This is a genomic window from Micromonospora sp. CA-248089, from assembly GCF_050948515.1.
Classification (GTDB): Bacteria; Actinomycetota; Actinomycetes; order Mycobacteriales; family Micromonosporaceae; genus Micromonospora.
In genome coordinates this window covers 2,364,609-2,383,051 of record NZ_CP192016.1, presented here as the reverse complement: position 1 = coordinate 2,383,051, position 18,443 = coordinate 2,364,609, and the positions used below count along the sequence as shown (strand labels likewise).

Below are 18,443 nucleotides of genomic sequence, written 5' to 3'. Positions count from 1 at the left end.
AAAGCCCCCGAAAGCTCCCCCCTCCGCACGCGCGGAACCCCCGGCGCCGGAGGCGGCCGGGGGTTCCGATCGGGGTACGGGGTCAGCGACGCGCCTCGGCGTGCTCCTCCCGGCCGCCCACGAACACCTCGCTGCGGGCCTCGCCGTCGTCGCTGCCGCCGAAGACCCGCGCGTCGTCGGGCGCCTCGGTGTCCGACGCGCGGCGGACCGGGCGGCGCAGCGGCACCGCCTGCCAGGGCAGCGGGCCGGTCGTGTCGCCCACCTCGGCACGCAGCCGGGGCAGGGCGGTCGGGCGCTGGTCGCGTACCCAGGTCACCAGGTGCTCGCGGACCAGGCACCGCAGGTCCCACAGGCTGCCCGCGTCGGCGGCGCTGACCAGCGCGCGGACCTTGACCATGCCGCCGGTCGCGTCGGTCACCTGGAGCACGCAGACGCGCCCGTCCCACAGCTCGGTGCCCTCGCACAGGCGGCGCAGTTCCTCCCGCATCGCCTGCACCGGAACGGCCCAGTCCAGCTCGAACTCGGCGGTGCCGAGCACCGCCGCCTCGGTACGCGTCCAGTTCTGGAACGGCCGGCTGGTGAAGTAGGAGGTGGGCAGGATCAGCCGGCGGTCGTCCCAGATCTGCACCACCACGTAGCTGAGCGTCAGCTCCTCGATCCGGCCCCACTCCCCCTCGACCACCACCACGTCGTCCAGGCGTACCGCGTCGCTGAACGCGAGCTGGAGACCGGCGAAGACGTTGGCGAGCAGGCTCTGCGCGGCCAGCGCGGCGACCGCGGCGATCACACCGGCGGAGGTCAGCACACCGGCGCCGACGCCGCGTACGGCCGGGAACGTCATCAGCATGACGCCGACCGTGAGGATCACGATCACCGCGATGGTGAGCCGGCGCAGCAGCACCACCTGGGTACGCACCCGCCGGGCGTGCCTGTTGTTCGGCACGTCGACCCGGAACCGGGCCAGCGCGGTGTCCTCCGCCACCACCAGCAGCGAGGCCACCAGCCAGGCGGTGGCGGCGATCGTCGCCAGCACCAGCGTGTGCAGGACGAACTGCCGCCAGGGGCTGCCGATCGCGTACCCGGTGCTGAACCGGACCGCGAACTGCACCGCGGCCACGGTGAGCGCGACCTGGAACGCGCGGTGCGCGTGCTCGGTCAGCTCGGTCATCAGCAGCGAGCGGCGGCCGAGGCGGCGGGTGACCCGGTGCACCACCTGGGCCAGCACCAACGCGATCGCCGCCGCGGCGAGCGCGGCGGCGATGGTCACGACATAACTCTGCACGTACTCTCTCTCCCTCCGACCGGGCGGGCATCGGGCAAAGGCCCAATGGTGCCCGGCGGCCCGGGTATCGACCAGGATCAGACCTTGCGGTACCGGGACTGGAAGAAGCAGTAGACACCGAACGCGGCGATGCCGAGCGCCATGAGCGCCAGCAGCCACGGCCCGTACGACTGGTCGCGCAGCGTCCGCAGGGCGGCGTCCAGGCCGCGCGCCTTCTCCGGGTCGTAGTTCACCGCGGCGATCACGACCAGCAGGCCGGCGATGGCGAACACGCCACCCCGGGCGGCGTACCCGGCCATGCCGAGGCGGCGGGTGAGCTGACGGGTCTTGGGGCTCATCTCGCCGGTCTTGAGGTTGCGCTCGAACTTCTTCTTCAGGCCGTAGATCACCATGCCGATGCCGACCGCGGCGAGCACCAGCCCGGCCAGTCCGACCAGCCAACGGCCGCCGTCGGAGGCCATCAGCTTCTCGGAGAGCTGCTGCTGCTGGTCGGAGGCGTTGGAGCTGGCGTCCTGGAAGACCTTGATCGCGGTCCAGCCCAGCCAGACGAACACGACGACCCGGACCGCCGAGGCGATCCGTTCGAACAGTCGTTCCTTGCCGGTCTTGGACACGTGGCCGGAGATCGCCTCGAAGGCCTGCCAGATCGCCATGGCGAACAGGCCGACCGCGACCGCGATCAGGAGGAACTTCCCGAGCGGCTGTTCACCGAGGGTGCGCAGCGCGCCGTTCTGGTTTCCCTCCTCGCCCGAGTTACCGAAGGCGATCTGCAGCGCCAGCCAGGCGAAGAGGAGGTGCACCACCCCGTATCCGATGAATCCGGCACGGGTCAACAGTTCGAGCCACCGGCTGTTTCGAGCCTGTGCGGCGGTGGCTCCGGCATTCCGGGTGAGAGACATGAGCCCTCAATCTCCCGGCGGGCGATTTTCCAAACGTCTCGCCCGCCGGGACGGCCGAAACGGATCAGCCGTTGAGATCGCGGGCGACCCGCAGCACCACCTGCTGGTCGGTGAGGCTGTCCAGGCTGACCTGGAAGCCGGCCACCTCGGTGGCCTGCTGGCCGACGGTGAGCGAGAGCTGTTCCCCGGCCACCTCGACGGTGACCTGGTCGCCCTCGGCGCCGACCAGCTTCGCCTCGACGCCGAGGATCCGGGCGCTGGCCTCGACGCCACGGTCGAAGGTGATCGTGCAGGCGTCCAGCCCGCAGTCGGTCTCGGCACCTTCGGAACTGCATCCGGCGAGCAGTGCCGCGCCGAGGGCGAGAGCGGCGAGCAGACCGGCGGTACGGCGGGCAGGGGCGGAGGTGGCGCGTCGCATCGTCACCCGCCCAAGGATAGGCGGCCCGTTCCACGCGCCCGTCGTAGGCGGATGGCGCAGGCCACGCCGGGCGGGGCCCACCCGGTGCGCGCTAGGGTGCCGGAATGGCTTTCGACGTCGCCCGGGTCCGGGCCGCCTACCCTGCCCTGAGCGAGGGATTCGCCCACTTCGACGGCGCCGGGGGCACCCAGACCGCCGCCACAGTCGTCGAGGCGGTGGCCGGGGCGATGCGCGCCGCGACGGGCAACCGCAGCACCGCCTTCCTGCCCGGCCGCCGGGCGCTGGATCTGGTCGCCGGCGCGCGGGCCGCGGTCGCCGACCTGCTCGGCGCGCAGCCGTCCGGCGTGGTGCTCGGGCCCAGCGCCACCGCGCTGACGTACACGCTGGCCCGGACGCTCGGCGCCGGCTGGCGTCCGGGCGACGAGGTGGTGGTGTCCCGGCTGGACCACGACGCGAACGTCCGCCCGTGGGTGCAGGCCGCGCAGGCGTCCGGCGCCACGGTGCGCTGGGCCGAGTTCGACCCGGCGACCGGTGAGCTGCCCGCCGGCCAGTACGCCGACCTGGTCGGCGAGCGCACCCGCCTGGTCGCGGTGACCGCCGGCAGCAACGCGATCGGCACCGTCCCGGACGTGGCGGCGATCGCCAAGACCGCGCACGCCGCCGGCGCGCTGGTCTGCGTGGACGGCGTGCACTCGGTGCCGCACGGCCCGACCGACCTGGCCTCGCTCGGCGCGGACTTCCTGGTGACCAGCGCGTACAAGTGGTCCGGTCCGCACCTGGCGGCGATGGCCGCCGACCCGGCGCGCTGGGCGGCGCTGCACCCGGCGAAGCTGGTCCCCTCCGCCGACGGCGTGCCGGACCGGTTCGAGTACGGCACGCCGAGCTTCCCGCTGCTGGCCGGCGTCACCGCCGCGGTGGACCACCTGGCCGGACTGGACCCGGAGGCGACCGGCGACCGCCGGGAGCGGGTACGCGCCGGACTGGCCGCCGCGCAGGCGCACGAGGAGGCGGTGTTCGACCGGCTGCTCGCCGGGCTGGCCGACCGTCCGTTCGTGACCGTGTACGGCTCACCCGCCCGGCGCTGCCCGACGGTGTCGTTCCGGGTGGCCGGACTGACCCCGGTGCAGACCGCGGCGGCGCTCGGCGAGGCGGGCCTGTGCCTGTCGAACGGCGACTACTACGCCTACGAGTACTTCCACGCCATGGGTCTGCGCGACAGCGGCGGCGCCGTGCGGGCCAGTGTCTACCACTACAACACCGTCGACGAGGTGGACCGGCTGCTGGCCGAACTGGACCGGCTGGCCGGGCCCGGAGGGAGAATGATCCGGTGAGTTTTCTGGTCGAGGAGAACGCCGCCAAGCGCCGCTTCGAGATCCTGGTGGACGACGCGCTGGCCGGGTTCACCGCGTACACGCCGCGCGGCGAGACGCTGGTCTTCACGCACACCGAGGTCGACGACCGGTTCCAGGGTCAGGGCGTCGGTGCGGCGCTGGTCCGGGGCGCGCTGGACCAGGTCCGTGCCCGGGGCGGCCGGGTGGTGCCGCAGTGCCCGTTCGTGGCCTCGTTCATCGAGCGCCACCCGGAGTACGCCGACCTGGTGGCCGACAAGCCGTGAGGCCCGGCCCGGCCGGGGGACCTCCCCACCCGGCCGGGCCGGGAGTCAGCGCACGCCGGTCAGCACCTCGGCGGCGGCCCGGGCCGCCGCGGCGGTGGCGCCGTGGGTGGCCAGGTGCACGGCGCCGGTGACCAGCTCGGGCACGCCCAGCTCGACCACCACCGCGTCGGGGCGTACGGCCAGCGCCCGGCGTACCGCGTCCCGCATCCAGTCGTGGCGGTGCAGGTCGCGCACCACGAGCACCAGCGGCCGACCGGCCGGTGTCGCGCCCGGGTCGGCCGGTACGGCGTCGGCGGCGTAGCGGGCGGTGGTGGTGCCGGGCGCCAGGTGGGTCAGGGGTGCGGCGATGCCCCACGGCGTCTCCTCGCCGATGGCGATGTTGCGCGGCGGCGCGAACTCCACCACGTGCGCCGGACCGGCCAGCGGCAGCAGCCCGGTGTCGCCGCTGACCCGTACCGCCCGGCGGGCGGCGGCGAGCCCGATCGGTGAGCCGTCGGCGGGTGGCGGGCCGGCGATCCGGCGGGCGCGGGCGGCGACGCTCCACGCGGCGAGCTGGCCGACCCGCTTCGCCGCCTCGGCGAGCCGTTCCTCGGGCAGTTCCCCGCTGATCACCGCCGCCACGATCGCGTCACGCAGCTCGCGGGCGTCGGCCTCGGTGGCCCGTTCCCCGCCGACGCAGATCGCGTCGGCGCCGGCCACGAGCGCGCGCACCGCGGCGCCGGTGAAGCCGTACCGGTCGGCCACCGCCCGCATCTCCACCGCGTCGGTGACCACCACGCCGCCGAAGCCCATCTCCTCGCGCAGCAGGCCGCCGAGCACGCGCGGGCTCAGCGTGGCGGGCAGTTCTGGGTCCAGTGCCGGCACCAGCAGGTGGCCGGTCATCACCGCCTGCGCCCCGGCGGCCACGGCGGCGCGGAACGGGGCCAGCTCGACCGCGTCGAGGCGGGCCCGGTCGCCGCCGATGCGGGGCAGGTCGTGGTGCGAGTCGACCCGGGTGTCGCCGTGCCCGGGGAAGTGCTTGGCGCAGGCGGCGACGCCGCCGGACTGCAGGCCGCGTACCCAGGCGGCGGTGTGCCGGGCGACCAGGTCCGGGTCGGCGCCGAACGCGCGTACCCCGATGACGGGGTTGGCCGGGTTGGAGTTGACGTCGGCGTCCGGGGCGTAGTCCAGCGTGACGCCGACGGCGGCGAGTTCGGCGCCGAGGTCGCGGGCGACCTCCTCGGTCAGCGCCGGGTCGTCGACCGCGCCGAGCGCGTAGTTGCCGGGACGGGAGCTGCCCCGGGCGGACTCGATCCGGGTGACGTCGCCGGCTTCCTCGTCGATCGCCACGATGACGTCCGGCCGTTCGGCCCGCAGGGTCGCGGTGAGGGTGGCGACCTGTTCGTGGTCGACGACGTTGCGGGCGAACAGGACGACCGAGCCGAGCCCTTCGCCGAGCCAGCGGCACACCCATGGCGGCGGTGTGGTGCCGACGAAGCCCGGTTGCAGGACGGCGGCGGCGAGCGCCGCCAGGTCTCCGGTCGATCCCACGGTCCGCTCGCTCACGCTGTCGTACCCCCGTCTCCCCCACGGACCCGCCGGGGCCGGCGGGTGCTGCCATGGTCACACCGCGCCGCTAAATAGTCAACAATCCTTACTGTTAGCCGCTGGCGCCTCGCGACCTCCCATGGGAGAGTTCCCACATGTCCGCCCTGCCGCTCGCCGACGCCACCAGCGCCGCCGACATCCCCGGCGTACGCCTGCTCGGTCTGGTCGTCGGCGGCCTGTTCCTGCTGATCGCGATCCGGGCCATGTTCCGCCGCTGATCCCCGCCGGGCGGTGAGCGGCGGGGGCGGTTTCGCGCGGGATCACCGGGGGTAGCTGAGGCGCTTGATGAAACTGACCACGCACTCCTCCAGCCTGCGCCGGGCGGCACGGAACCTGTTCGGCTGGACCGCGCTGCGGCCCAACCAGCTCGCCGCCATGCGCGCCGTGATGAAGCGCCGGGACGCACTGGTGGTACTGCCCACCGGCGCCGGCAAGTCGGCGATCTACCAGATCCCGGCCAGCCTGATCCCCGGTCCGACGGTGGTGATCTCCCCGCTGCTGGCGTTGCAGCAGGACCAGATCGCCGCGCTCAACGAACGGCAGCGCCCGGAGCTGCGCGCGGTGCGGATCAGCTCGGACGAGAGCGCCGCCCAGCAGGCCGAGGCGATCGAGGACATCCGCGCCGGGCGCGCGGAGTTCCTGTTCATCACGCCGGAGGCGCTGAGCAACCCGGACCGCCTCGCCGAGGTCCGGGAGCTGAAGCCGGCGCTGGTGGCGATCGACGAGGCGCACTGCATCTCGGCGTGGGGCCACGACTTCCGGCCGGACTACCTGGCGCTCGGCCACCTGATCGACGGCCTCGGCCGCCCGCCGGTGGTGGCACTCACCGCGACCGCCTCCCCGCCGGTACGCGACGACATCATCGACCGGCTGCGGCTGCGCGAGCCGGAGGTGGTGGTCTCCGGGCTGGACCGGCCCAACCTCTTCCTCGAGGTGGCCTACTGCCCGACCGACGACTACCGGTGGCGGCGGCTCATCGCGCTGCTGAGCGACGACGAGCGGCCCGGCATCATCTACGTGCCGACCCGCCGGGCGGCCGAGGAACTGGCCGAGCGGCTCACCGGCGCCGGATACCCGGCCGAGTTCTACCACGGCGGGATGCCCACCGCGGCCCGGCACGAGCTGCACGAGGCGTTCCTGGCCGACCGGGTGCCGATCATGGTGGCCACGTCGGCGTTCGGCATGGGCATCGACAAGCCGAACATCGCCTGGGTGGTGCACATGGCGCTGCCCGACTCGCCGGACAGCTACTTCCAGGAGATCGGCCGGGCCGGACGCGACGGCTCGCCGGCCCGGGTGCTCCTCCTGTGGCGCTCCGAGGACGTCGGCCTGCAGCGCTACTTCAGCGGCGGCCTGCCGGACTCCAAGGAACTGACCGAACTCGCCGCGGTGCTGCGCGGCAAGGCCCGCACCCGCAAGGAGCTGCGCGAGCTGACCGGCCTCGGTCCGCGCAAGCTGGGCCAGTACCTGTCCCTGCTGGAGCAGGTCGGCGCCGCCGAGCCGCGGGCCAGGCAGCGCATCGTGGCGCCCCGGTACGCGCCGCCGGCCGCCGAGTCCGGCCGCGCCGCGCTGGCCGAGGCGGAACGGCAGCAGACGGTGACCCGGTCGCGTACCGACATGATGCGCGCCTTCGCCGAGACCACAGGCTGCCGGGGCCAGGCCCTGCTGGCGTACTTCGGTGAGCAGATGAGCGAGGTCTGCGGGCACTGCGACAACTGCCACGCGGGCACCAGTGTGGCCGGTGACGGCGCGGTCGGGCCGTTCCCGGTGCACAGCCAGGTTCGCCACCCGGAGTGGGGCGCCGGCCTGGTGCTCAGCTACGAGGAGGACCGGATGACGGTGCTCTTCGACGAGGTGGGTTACAAGACGCTGTCCGTGCGCGTGGTGTCCGAACAGGGCCTGCTGGAGCTGGACTAGCCTGACCCGGGCGCCGCGGGGGCGCCCGTCGACAACGACGACCACGGCGAAAGGGGCCTGATCGTGATCGAGCAGCCGGCGTACACCCGGTTCGGCGTCTCCGACGAGGAGTGGGGACTGCTTGTGGGGTTGCCGCAGTCGGTGCTCACCGCGGCGGCCGCCGCCGAGTCCGACGGCACCCGCCGCACCATGGCCGAGAACGCCGCCGGGCTGGAGACCATCGCCGCCGGCCGCGAGTCGGCCAGCCCGCTGGTCGCCGCGGTGGCCGGTGAGGTCGTCGACCGGGTCGGCGACCCGGAGACCGGCGCGGAGCTGCCGGTCATCACGCCGCAGGACCCGAAGGCGATGATCGACGACGTGCTGGCCCGGGCCGGGCAGGCGTCCGCGCTGCTCGCCGCGCGGGTGGACGAGGGGCAGGCCGGGGCGTACCGCCACTGGCTGGTGGACATCGCCGAGCAGGTGGTGGGCGCCGCCTCCACCGGCGGCATCCTCGGTCTGGGCGGCGACACGGTCACCGACTCCGAGCGCCGGTTCCGGGACCGGCTGGCCCAGGTGCTGAACGACTGAATGGACTCCTAACAGAACGCTCGCAGGTCCGTCAATGACGGACGTCACGCCCCACCGGTGTCGCTTTCCGGCCCCGTGGGGCGTCCTGCTTACAGCAGGAGTGACGAGCCACGGGGGGTCGTTGATGGACGGGAAGCTGCAACGTCAGGTCCTCGACACGGAGGTGCTGCCGCCACCGGAGCGCTTCGGCATGTGGCTGGACATGATGGCGAACACGCCGACGCCGCTGCGGGTGCACACCGCGCACGCCGACGACTTCGTCGCCCGGGCGGAGTTCATCGACCTGGGCCGGATGCAGCTCATCCGCTACCGCTACCCCTCGGTGGACTGCGTGCGCACCTCGAAACTGATCCAGCGCTCCGACCCCGACTACTACCTGCTCGCGCTGACGCTCAGCGGGACCAGCCAGGCCGACCAGGAGGGGCAGCGCGCCCGGTGCCGCCCCGGCGACCTCACCTTCTACGACTGCTCCCGTCCGCACGAGGTCAGTCACCACGCCGACGCCGCCGGGCCCGGGTACGCCCGGTCGATCGTGGCCCTGATGCCGTACGACGCGCTGCCGTTGCCGCCCCGCCGGCTCGCTCCGTTGTTCGCCGGCCGGATGTCCGGCTCCGAGGGTGTCGGTGGCCTGGTCGCCGACTTCCTCATCCGGATCACGGCGAACCCCGAGCAGTACCACGCGGCCGACGCGGAGCGCCTCGGCGCCGTCGGCCTGGACCTGGTCGCCACGCTGCTCGGCCGCAACCTCGTCTCCGAGGACGCGGTGCCCACCGAGGTCCGGCGGCGTGCCCTGCTGGCCCAGGTGCGCGCGTACGTGCGCCAGCGCCTCGGCGACGCCACGCTGGACCCGGGCGCGATCGCCGACGCGCACCACATCTCGGTGCGCTCGCTGCACCGGCTCTTCGAGGACGAGGAGACCACGGTGGCCGCGTACATCCGGGACGAGCGACTGGCCCGGTGCCGTCGCGACCTCGCCGACCCGGCGCTGAGCGACCGCTCGATCCAGCTCATCGCCGCCCGCTGGGGTTTCCGGGACAAGGCGCACTTCAGCCGGGTCTTCCGGGCCGCGCAGGGCGAGACGCCGCAGACGTACCGGGCTCGTCACCTGGAACCGGCACGGATCGTCAACAGCACGGCATCCGCCGTCAACCTGTCCCGTACATACTGAAACCTGGGCCACCGCTCGCGGTGGCCCACGGATATCGGGGGGCCGGGCGTGGCGTCCGCGGCGGTCCCGGCCGCGGGCGGCCCCGCCCGGTAGATGCCCCCCGAGACCGCACCGGCGGCCGAGGTTTCCGGCCCCGTCGCGCTTCCCCCCAGGACCGACGGGGCCGGTCGGCGGTCAGCCGGCCTCCTCCTCCAGCAGCGCCAGCACCGACTTCTCCACCGCCTCGCGCGGCATCTCCGGCTGCACCGGCGCCAGCACCCCGTCGTGGTAGAGGTCGACCACGCGCGGATCCACGTAGGAGGTCCTCGCCACCGTCGGGGTGTTGCCGAGCAGTTCGGCCACCGACCGCATCACCCCCGCCACGGCGCGCCTGCGGGCGGTCGCCGAGCGCTGCGGGCCGACAGTGGCCAGCTCGGCGGCGGCCAGCACCGTCGCGTGCCAGGTCCGGAAGTCCTTCGCGGTCATCTCACCGCCGCTGGCGTCGCGCAGGTAGTCGTTCACCTCGTCGCTGCGCACGTCGCGCCAGGCCCGGCCGTCCCAGTAGCCGAACAGCCGCTCCTGGGCGCGCCGGCGGCGGCGCAGGTTGAGCAAGACCCGGCACAGCTCGGCGTCCTCGATCCGGCGGACCTGGTCGATGCCGCCCTTGGCCGGGAACTCGAACACCACGCAGCCGCCCCGGGAGCGGGCGTGCTCGGGGCGCAGGGTGGACACCCCGAACGTCGGGTCGTCGCCGGTGGCGTACTGGTCGCTGCCGACCCGGAACGCGCCCATGTCGAGCAGCCGGGCGACGGTGGCGAGCACCCGTTCCCGGCGCAGGCCGCGCAGCGCCAGGTCCTGCGTGACCCGGTCGCGCAGCGCCGGCAGCCGGTGCGCCACCTCCAGCACGTGGTCGAACTTGGCCTCGTCGCGCTTGCGCCGCCAGCCCGGGTGGTAGAGGTACTGCTTGCGGCCCGCCGCGTCGATGCCGGTGGCCTGGATGTGGCCGTTCGGGTACGGCGAGATCCACACGTCCTGCCAGGCGGGCGGGATCACCAGCTCGCGCAGCCGGGCCAGTTCCTCGCCCTCGCGAACCGGTTCGCCGGCCGGGTCGAGGAACAGCCAGCCCTTGCCGCGCCGCCGGCGGGCGTACCCCGGCCGGCCCGGATCGCTACGCCGCAACCGCACCGGAGACCCGTTCCACGTCGGCCACCGCAGCCACCACCTCGTCGATCCCGACGGCACCCAATGTCGGGTGGGTTCCTACCCCGCCCCACCCGGTCGAATCGCTGTTGACGGGCGTGGGCTCGATCGCACCCAGCGCCCGGTGCCGGGGCCGGTCCGGCGGTGGGCCCCAGTGCGCCGCCGGCACCGGGCCGAACAACACCACCGACGGGGTGCCGTAGCCGGTGGCGAGGTGCGCCACGCCGGTGTCCCCGCTGACCACCAGCCGCGCGCACGCCACGAGCGCGGCCAGCTCGGCCAGCCCGGTCCGGCCGGCCAGCACCGCCTGCGGCGGCAGCCCGGCGTCGCGGGCGACCCGCTCGGCCAGCGCCCGCTCGTCCGGCGAGCCGGTCACCGCCACCCGGTGCCCGCGCGCGGTCAGCAACCGGGCCAGCCCGGCGAACCGGTCCGCCGGCCAGCGCTTCGCCGGGATCTTGCCGCCCGGGTGCAGCAGCGTCACCCCGGCCGGTACGCCGTCGGCCGCCGGACGCCGCAGCGCCAGGTTCCCCGGGTCGGCGGGCAGCCCGTACGCGTGCAGCAGCCGGCACCAGCGGCGGACCTCGTGCTCGTCGTCGTCCCAGGACGGGCCGTCCGGGTGCCCGGCACCCGGGTTGCGGTGGGCGAGCAGCAGGCCGGGGCGGACGGCGGCCAGCGCCCGGTGCGACCGCGGCCCGCGGCCGTGCAGGTTGACCGCCACCTCCGGCGGCGGGCCGGCCCACGCGATCCGGTCCGGCCCGGCGGTGGGCAGCACCCGGTCGACCGCCCCGGTCAGCTCCGCCAGCGGCGCCAGCCAGGCCGGGGCGGCGAGCACCAGCTCCCGGCCCGGCAGGCCGGCGCGCAGCCCGCGCAGCGCCGGCACGGCGGTGGCCAGGTCGCCGACCCCGAGCGCCCGCAGCACCAGGATCACGGGTACGAGGACTCCTGCGCGGCGCAGACCACCATCTCGCGTACCGCGCACCCGGCCGGCTGGGACAGCGCGAACATGACCGCGGCGGCGGTGTCGGCCGGCTCGTTGAGCACCGCGTCCGGGCCGGGGCGGTACTGCGCGTCCCGCTCGTCGAAGAACGCGGTCCGCATGCCGCCCGGGATCAGCAGCGTCACGCCCACCGATCCGGCCAGCTCGGCGGCGAGCGCCCGGGTGAAGCCGACCACCCCGAACTTCGCCGCGCAGTACGCCGTCGCGTCGCTCACCGCCTTGACGCCGAGCGTCGAGGCGACGGTGACGATGTTGCCGCGGGACGCCTCCAGCCAGGGCAGCGCGGCCCGGATCACCGCGGCGGTGGCGAGCAGGTCGACGGTGACGATCCGCTCCCAGGTCTCCGCCGGGATGTCGGCCAGCTTGCCGGGAACGTCCATCCCGGCGGCGGTGACCACGGCGTCCAGCCCGCCGGAGCGTTCCGCGAGATCACGGGTGCCGGCCTCGGCGGCGCGGGTGTCGGCCAGGTCGCACTCGACCCAGGGCACCCCGTCGGCGGGGCGCTGCCGGTCCAGCACCAGCGGGCGTCCACCGGCGCGGGCCACCGCGGCGACCACCGCCGCGCCGAGCCCGCTGGAGCCGCCGGTGACCAGGACGGTCGGCCCGGCTCCGGGCGCGCCGGCGCTCACGCCGCCACCGTCGGACCGGCGGGCGCGACCGCGCCGGGTCGGATGCGTCGCTCGTTCATCGTGCTCCCTTCGCCGTGGACCGGACCTGCGCGACCGCCTCGGCCGGGTCGACCGGCCAGCCGCCGCTGCCCCGCCCGGCCCGCGCCGCCGCGATCATGTCGGTGGTCGAGCGCCCGTCGAGGTACGGCACGACCACCGTGTGACCGCCCCAGCGGGCCAGGATCTCCGTCTCCGGCAGCGTCTCCGGCCCGCCGCCGCTGGCGTAGTCGCCGCCCTTGACCCAGATGTCGGGGCGCAGCCAGGACAGCGCCGCCTCCGGCGTCGCCTCGTCGAAGATCAGCACCGCGTCGACGCAGCCGAGCGCGGCGAGCAGCCGTCCCCGGTCGCCCTGCGGCACGACCGGGCGTTCCGGCCCCTTGAGCCCGGCGACGCTGGCGTCGGAGTTGAGGCAGACCACCAGGCAGTCGCCGAGTTGCCGGGCCGCCTGGAGCGTCGCCACGTGCCCGGCGTGCAGCAGGTCGAAGCAGCCGCCGGTGGCCACCACGGTGCCGCCCGCCGCGCGTACCCGGGCCACCACCTCGCCGGCCGCCGCGGCGCCGATCCGGTCCCCGCCGCCGGTGACCACCGCCGGGGCCACCGCCCGCACCGGTGCGGGCAGCGCGGTGGCCACACCGCCCCCGGCCACGTACGCCGACGCCTCCGCGACCGCCTCCTGCACCGCCTCGGACACCAGCGCGCCCCGGGCCAGGGCGAGCGTCGCGGTGGACGCGAACCGGTCACCCGCGCCGCAGGTGTCCCCCTCGGCGGGCGGCGCCGGCACCACCAGGGGCGTGGACCCGGCGTGGCTGAGCAGCGCACCGTCCCCGCCGAGCGTCACCGCCACCGCGCGCGCCTGCCAGCGGCGGCGCAACGCGTGCGCGCTACGGGACGCGACGGCCAGGCGGGAACCGCCCGGCGGCGTCTTGGCCAGGTCGCGGGCCTCCGGCTCGTTCGGCGTCGCCAGATGCACCCCCGGTACGGCCCCCGGCCCGCGCGGATGCGGATCCCAGACCACCGGCGCCCGGGTGGCGGTCAGCGCGGCGCGCAGCACCGGATGCGCTGCCACGCCCCGGCCGTAGTCGCTGACGAGGACGGCGGACGCGTCGGCGATCAGCCGCAGCACCGCGTCGCTCGGCTGACCCGGCGCACCGGACGTCCCGCCCCGGTCGTGGCGCAGCAGCACCCGGCCGCGCGCCCGCAGCCGGATCTTCTCCGGGGTGGCGCCGGCCAGCGGCAGCGCGTACAACCGGACCCCGGCGGCGGCGAGCAGCGTGCCCAGCCGCGCCCCGCCCGCGTCGTCGGCGACGGCGGTGACCAGCGCGACGTCGGCGCCCTGCGCGGCGGCGAAGACGGCGGCCAGCCCGGCGCCACCGGGCCGGTCGACGGAGACGGTCTCGTCCAGCACCGGCACCGGGGAGTCCGGGCAGAGCCGGTTCACCAGACCCTCGACGTCGCGGTCCAGCAGCGTGTCACCGAGTACCACCACCGGGCCCCTCATGCCGGGCCTCCCCGCCCGGCCGGCGCCGTCGGGTCCGGCTCGCCGACGACGACCTCGACGCCGGCGCGTACCGGCCCGGCCGGCGTGTTCGCGGCGAGCGCGGCGGGCAGCGCCAGTTCGACGTACTCGCAGAGCACGTGCGAGGCCACCAGGTGCAGTTCCTGCACCACCTGCCCGTCCGGCGAGTCGATCGCCAGGTGCTCGTGGCAGAGGTCGGCGAGGGGGTTGGGTGCGGGGCCGGTGAAGGCCCAGCAGCGCATGCCGGTCTGGTGGGCGGCGTGGGCGGCGGTGAGGAGGTTGGGGCTGGTGCCGCTGGTGGTCATGAGGAGGAGGTGGTCGTGGGGTCGGCCGTGGGCGCGGACCTGCCGGGCGAAGGTTTCGTCGTATCCGTAGTCGTTGGCGATGGCGGTGACGGCGCTGGTTTCGGCGTGCAGGGCGATGGCGGAGAGGGGTTGGCGGTCGTGGCGGAGTTTGCCGACGAGTTCGGCGGTGAGGTGCTGGGCTTCGGCGGCGCTGCCGCCGTTGCCCGCCACCAGCAGCCGGCCACCGGCGGCCAGCCGCTGCGCCAGTTCCGCACCCCAGCGGGCCAGCATCTGTTCCGCCTCCCGCAGCGGCAGCAGTGCGGCGGCCAGCAGGCTCAGGTGGTCCTCCAGCACCGTCGCGCCGGCCGGCGGCGTCCCGGCCGTCATCAGGCGACCACCCGGGTCGGGCGGCGCACCGTGGCCACCTCGCCGTACAACTCGGTGAGGCGGTCCGCCGTGGTGGCCCAGGAGTAGCGGGTGCGGGCCCGCTCCAGCGCCGCGGTCGCGTACGCGAAGCGGCGGATCCGGTCGCCGAGCAGGCCCCGGAGGGCCGCGCCGAGGGCCGCCGGTTCCCGGGGCGGCACCAGGTCGCCGGTGCGTCCGGCCACCACCGTGTCGATCAGCCCGCCGACAGCCGTCGCCACCACCGGCACGCCGCAGGCCATCGCCTCCAGCGGGGTGAGCCCGAACGGCTCGTACCAGGGCGCGGCCACGAGCACGTCGGCCGACCGGTACCAGCGGCCCATCTCCTCCCGGGGCACCGCGCCGACCAGCCGTACCCGGTCGGCGACACCGAGGGAGTGGGCCAGCGCGCGCAGGCGCAGCGCGTACGGGTCGGTCTCCAGCAGCCCGGCCGGCGGCCCGCCGACGACCACGCACTCGGCGTCGGGCACCTCGGCGACGGCCCGGATGACGTCCTGGAAGCCCTTGCGCTCGACCAGCCGGCCGACGGTGAGGATGCGGGCCCGGCCGCCGTCGCGGTCGGCGACCGGGCCGAGCGGGGAGAACGTCGTGAGGTTCACCCCCGACGGCACGACTGTCATCCGGGACCGGGGCACGCCCATCCGGACCAGTTCGGCCACCTCGTCCTGGCACTGGGCGACCACCCGGTCCACCGAGCGGCCCAGCTTCCGCTCGTGCTCGACCCGGCCCGGCGGGCTGGTGTCCTGCACGCCCTGGTGGCGGCGCTTGACGGTGCCGAGCGCGTGATACGTCTGCACCACCGGCACCCCGGCGCGGCGGGCCGCGGCGAGACCCGCCAGCCCGCTCATCCAGAAGTGCGCGTGCACCACCTCGGGCTGCCAGTCGCCGGTGCGCCACCGGTCGGCCAGCCACTGCCCGAACGACGGCATGTACGGCAGCAGGTCGTCCTTGGCCACCGGCTCGGCCGGCCCGGCCGGTACGTGCACCACCTCGTACCCGTCCGGGGTGCGGACGCTCACCGGCAGGTCCACCGCGTCGAGCCGGGTGTAGACGCGCACGTCGTGACCGGCGGCCGCGAGCGCGGCGGAGAGCTCCGCGACATGCGTGTTCTGGCCACCGGCGTCCTCCCCGCCGAGGACGGCGAGCGGGCTGGCATGCTCCGAGATCATCGCGATGCGCATACTTCCTCCTCCAGCAGCCGGTCCCAGTCGGCGAGGAATCGCTCCAGGCCGTATCGGTCCCGGGCGGCGGCCCGGGCCACGGCGCCCGCCCGGCGGGCGGACTCCGGGTCGTCCAACAGGCCACGGGCGGCGTCGACGAGCGTGTCGACGCGGGTGGACAGCGCGCCCGCGGCCGGTGGCACCGCCTCCACCGCCTCGGTGGTGGCCAGTGCCACCACGGGCATGCCCATGGTCATGGCCTCGATGAGGCTGAGGCCGAGTGAGGTCCAGCGGCACAGGTGCAGGTAGGCGCGCCGTTTGGCGAGTTCGGCGTGCATGGCGTGCTGGGGTACGTCGTCGTGGCTGGTCAGCCGGTCCTCGGGCAGGCCGAGGTGGGCGGCGAGACCGTCCACCTTCATCCCGTAGACGTCCAGCGGCGCCAGCGCGGCGAACCGGGCGAGCAGGTCGGTGCCGGTGACGCGCCAGCGGCGTACCGGCTCGTTGATGACCACGGCGAGGCGGTCGAGTTCGCCGGTCCACTGCACGTTCGGCGGTACGACGCCGTGGTCGACGACTGTGGTGCGGGTGGCGCCGTTGTCCCAGAGCAGCTCGTTGAACGCGGTGACGTGGGTCAGCAGCAGGTCGTCGCGGTCGGCCATCGGGTGCCGGGTGTTCGGCACGTCGCCTTTCGGCGTGTTGTGCTCGACGTAGATCGCCGGCACGTCCCGGCCGGGCCGGCGGCCGAGCCACTCCGCCGCCAGGTCGATCTCCTCCGGACGTTGCAGGATCACCAGGTCCACGTCGGTGTCGCGCAGCTCCTCGGGAGTGACCTCCACGGCGCTGTCCGGCCACGGGTAGGTGCGCGCCCGGCCCAGCCCGTACGGGCCCCGGTCCGGGGTCACCGGCACCAGGTAGCGGTGCTTGCCGTGCACGAAGGACGTCGTCCACGACCCGTGGACGTGCCACAGCAGGATGTTCATCCGGCCACCCCGTCCGCCACCGGCGCCGGTACGCCGAGCAGCCGCAACGCCTCCAGCACGCGCCCCGGCTCGACCGCCGACAGGCACGGGTGTCCGGGGACCGGGCAGACGGTGGCGCGGGTGTCCCGGCACGCCGCACCCGCGTCACCGAGGCGCACCGTCGGCACCCGGTACGGCCCCCACTGTCCGAACGGCACCGTGGGGGCGAACAGGCTCACCACCGGCACACCCAACGCGGCGGCGAGGTGCGCCGGGCCGGTGTTGCCCACCACCAGCGCGCCGGCTCCGGCGATCACCGCCGCCAGCTCGTCCAGCCCGGTCCGCCCGCCCAGGTCGACGCCGCCCGCCGCGGCGACCCGCGCGGTCAGGTCCCGCTCGTCCGGTCCGCCGGTGACCACGACCCGGTAGCCGGCCGCGCCGAGCACGCGGACCACACGGGTGGCCAGTTCCTCCGGGCAGGCGCGGGTCTCCACCGACGATCCGGGGTGCAGGACCACGTAGCCGGGCTCGCCGGCGGCGGCCGCGGGCGGCGGAAGCCGGTCGGTGCGGATGCGCAGCGCCGGTTCGTCGTGGCCGGGCAGTGCGAAGCCGGCTGCGGCAGCGAGGGACAGGGCGCGTTCGGGTTCGGGTACGCCGGCGGGGACGCGGTGGCGTACGTCGAGGAGGCTGCCGGGGTAGTCGTCGCTGATGGCGCTGATCCGGGGTACGCCGGCCAGGCGCAGCAGCAGTGCCAGGGGCAGGGCGGACTGGTGGAAGGAGGTGAACACGACGGCCTCGTGGGCGCGTACGGCCGCGAGCCGGTCGGTCAGCGCGCGCACGGCGCCGGGGTCGACGGGTGGGGCGGGCGCGTCGATCCACGGCAGCGGCGCCTCGATGATCTCGTCCACGCCTGGTAGCAGCTCGGCGGCGGCCCGGCCGCGTGGCCCGCAGAGCAGCACCACGCGCTCCGCGCCGGCCGCCACCGCCCGGATGCCCGGCCCGGTGACCAGCACGTCGCCCGCCGCGTCGCTGCGGACCGCCAGCACCGTGCCCCGGCGCGACCCGCGTGCGGGCTGCGGCGCGGCCGTCAGGCGCATCCGGGCCAGCACGATGCCCACCGCGTCCGGCAGGTCGGCGGCGACCGTCGGCGCGGCGGCCACCTCGGCGGCCCGGGTCGCGGGCGTGGGCACCATGATCGCGGCGGCGCCGGCCGCCGCGGCGGCTGCCGTGTCCGCGCCGATGTCGCCGATCAGCACACACCGGGTCGGCGTGGTCCCGAGCGCGGCCGCCGCCTCGTGCACCAGGCCGGCAGCGGGCTTGCGGCAGGCGCACCCGTCGGCCTCCGCGTGCGGGCAGATCGCCCAGTGGTCGAAGGGCCCGAGCAGTTCCTCCACCCGGGCGTTGACCAGGCGCAGGTCGTGCGCGGTGAAGTAGCCCCGGGCCAGGCCGGACTGGTTCGTCACGACGGCGAGCCGCAGTCCGGCCGCCCGCAACCGGTCCAGCGCCTCCCGGGCACCCGGCACCGGCCGTACCTTCTCCGGGTCGCCGTTGTACGGCACGTCCTCCACCAGCGTGCCGTCGCGGTCCAGCAGAACCGCGTCGTACAGGCCGGACGGGAACCGGTCAGCACCCGGGTCAACCCGGGCTGACCTGCACTGATCCCGCTCCTGGTCCCGTCGCACGGGCGGCGGGTTCCCGAGGCCCCGAGGAGTAAACGTCGACGTCGGCGCCAGGCGTCCCCGCCGGTGCCGCACGACCGGTGCACGCCTGCCACGACCTGCCCGGTCCGGCGATACCCGCCGCC

18 protein-coding genes are annotated in these 18,443 nt (G+C 75.2%); 6 read left to right on the top strand and 12 right to left on the bottom strand.

Annotation, left to right across the window (positions count from 1 at the left end):
* Window positions 1-82: 82 nt before the first annotated feature.
* From ACQP26_RS11365 to ACQP26_RS11355, 3 genes are all read right to left on the bottom strand, one after another.
* Complete coding sequence (locus ACQP26_RS11365) at window positions 83-1,282, bottom strand: mechanosensitive ion channel family protein (protein ID WP_269700561.1); 1,200 nt, start codon at window positions 1,280-1,282, stop codon at window positions 83-85.
* 77 nt (window positions 1,283-1,359) lie between these two features.
* The gene (locus tag ACQP26_RS11360; protein WP_281578354.1) at window positions 1,360-2,181 is read right to left on the bottom strand and encodes a DUF1206 domain-containing protein; all 822 of its coding nucleotides are present in this window, start codon (window positions 2,179-2,181) and stop codon (window positions 1,360-1,362) included.
* A gap of 64 nt (window positions 2,182-2,245) precedes the next feature.
* Window positions 2,246-2,605, bottom strand: a complete 360-nt coding sequence (locus tag ACQP26_RS11355; RefSeq protein ID WP_433495679.1) for a hypothetical protein — start codon at window positions 2,603-2,605, stop codon at window positions 2,246-2,248.
* 98 nt (window positions 2,606-2,703) lie between these two features.
* On the opposite strand from ACQP26_RS11355, the gene ACQP26_RS11350 reads away from it, so the two are divergent.
* Both ACQP26_RS11350 and ACQP26_RS11345 read left to right on the top strand, forming a co-directional pair.
* Entirely contained in the window at window positions 2,704-3,930 is a 1,227-nt protein-coding gene (locus tag ACQP26_RS11350) for a cysteine desulfurase-like protein (RefSeq protein ID WP_433495678.1), read from the top strand.
* Complete coding sequence (locus tag ACQP26_RS11345) at window positions 3,927-4,214, top strand: GNAT family N-acetyltransferase (RefSeq protein ID WP_433495677.1); 288 nt, start codon at window positions 3,927-3,929, stop codon at window positions 4,212-4,214. The genes ACQP26_RS11350 and ACQP26_RS11345 overlap by 4 nt, the downstream gene beginning before the upstream one ends.
* Window positions 4,215-4,259: 45 nt before the next feature.
* Here ACQP26_RS11345 and ACQP26_RS11340 read toward each other — a convergent pair whose 3' ends face one another.
* Entirely contained in the window at window positions 4,260-5,759 is a 1,500-nt protein-coding gene (locus ACQP26_RS11340; protein WP_269700568.1) for a glycoside hydrolase family 3 protein, read from the bottom strand.
* Window positions 5,760-5,896: 137 nt separating this feature from the next.
* On the opposite strand from ACQP26_RS11340, the gene ACQP26_RS11335 reads away from it, so the two are divergent.
* The 4 genes from ACQP26_RS11335 to ACQP26_RS11320 all read left to right on the top strand — a co-directional run bounded on the left by ACQP26_RS11335 (window position 5,897) and on the right by ACQP26_RS11320 (window position 9,453).
* Window positions 5,897-6,019, top strand: a complete 123-nt coding sequence (locus tag ACQP26_RS11335; RefSeq protein WP_013285408.1) for a hypothetical protein — start codon at window positions 5,897-5,899, stop codon at window positions 6,017-6,019.
* Window positions 6,020-6,086: 67 nt separating this feature from the next.
* Window positions 6,087-7,718 carry a RecQ family ATP-dependent DNA helicase gene (locus ACQP26_RS11330; RefSeq protein ID WP_433495676.1) on the top strand — a complete coding sequence of 544 codons (1,632 nt, stop codon included), beginning with the start codon at window positions 6,087-6,089 and terminating at the stop codon, window positions 7,716-7,718.
* Between the two features lie 63 nt (window positions 7,719-7,781).
* On the top strand, window positions 7,782-8,285 hold the full coding sequence (locus ACQP26_RS11325; RefSeq protein WP_433495675.1) for a hypothetical protein: 504 nt from the start codon (window positions 7,782-7,784) through the stop codon (window positions 8,283-8,285).
* 124 nt (window positions 8,286-8,409) lie between these two features.
* Window positions 8,410-9,453 (top strand): helix-turn-helix domain-containing protein, encoded by a 1,044-nt coding sequence (locus ACQP26_RS11320; RefSeq protein ID WP_433495674.1) that lies wholly within the window; start codon window positions 8,410-8,412, stop codon window positions 9,451-9,453.
* Window positions 9,454-9,627: 174 nt separating this feature from the next.
* Here the strand turns inward: ACQP26_RS11320 and ACQP26_RS11315 are convergent, their stop codons facing one another.
* From ACQP26_RS11315 to ACQP26_RS11280, 8 genes are read right to left on the bottom strand one after another with little or no spacing between them, the layout of a single operon-like run.
* The gene (locus ACQP26_RS11315) at window positions 9,628-10,617 is read right to left on the bottom strand and encodes a DNA topoisomerase IB (protein ID WP_433495673.1); all 990 of its coding nucleotides are present in this window, start codon (window positions 10,615-10,617) and stop codon (window positions 9,628-9,630) included.
* Window positions 10,601-11,560, bottom strand: a complete 960-nt coding sequence (locus ACQP26_RS11310) for a glycosyltransferase family 9 protein (protein WP_433495672.1) — start codon at window positions 11,558-11,560, stop codon at window positions 10,601-10,603. Before ACQP26_RS11310 ends, ACQP26_RS11315 begins: the two co-directional genes overlap by 17 nt.
* On the bottom strand, window positions 11,557-12,258 hold the full coding sequence (locus tag ACQP26_RS11305; RefSeq protein ID WP_281578359.1) for an SDR family oxidoreductase: 702 nt from the start codon (window positions 12,256-12,258) through the stop codon (window positions 11,557-11,559). The genes ACQP26_RS11310 and ACQP26_RS11305 overlap by 4 nt, the downstream gene beginning before the upstream one ends.
* Window positions 12,259-12,313: 55 nt before the next feature.
* Window positions 12,314-13,780 (bottom strand): PfkB family carbohydrate kinase, encoded by a 1,467-nt coding sequence (locus ACQP26_RS11300; RefSeq protein WP_433496127.1) that lies wholly within the window; start codon window positions 13,778-13,780, stop codon window positions 12,314-12,316.
* A gap of 11 nt (window positions 13,781-13,791) precedes the next feature.
* A complete protein-coding gene (locus tag ACQP26_RS11295; RefSeq protein WP_433495671.1) occupies window positions 13,792-14,484 on the bottom strand; it encodes a D-sedoheptulose-7-phosphate isomerase in 693 nt (230 codons plus the stop codon).
* Entirely contained in the window at window positions 14,484-15,701 is a 1,218-nt protein-coding gene (locus tag ACQP26_RS11290; RefSeq protein ID WP_433495670.1) for a glycosyltransferase, read from the bottom strand. Before ACQP26_RS11290 ends, ACQP26_RS11295 begins: the two co-directional genes overlap by 1 nt.
* Window positions 15,686-16,660, bottom strand: a complete 975-nt coding sequence (locus ACQP26_RS11285) for a glycosyltransferase (protein ID WP_433495669.1) — start codon at window positions 16,658-16,660, stop codon at window positions 15,686-15,688. Before ACQP26_RS11285 ends, ACQP26_RS11290 begins: the two co-directional genes overlap by 16 nt.
* Window positions 16,657-18,321, bottom strand: a complete 1,665-nt coding sequence (locus ACQP26_RS11280; protein ID WP_433495668.1) for an HAD-IIIA family hydrolase — start codon at window positions 18,319-18,321, stop codon at window positions 16,657-16,659. The genes ACQP26_RS11285 and ACQP26_RS11280 overlap by 4 nt, the downstream gene beginning before the upstream one ends.
* Window positions 18,322-18,443 lie beyond the last annotated feature (122 nt).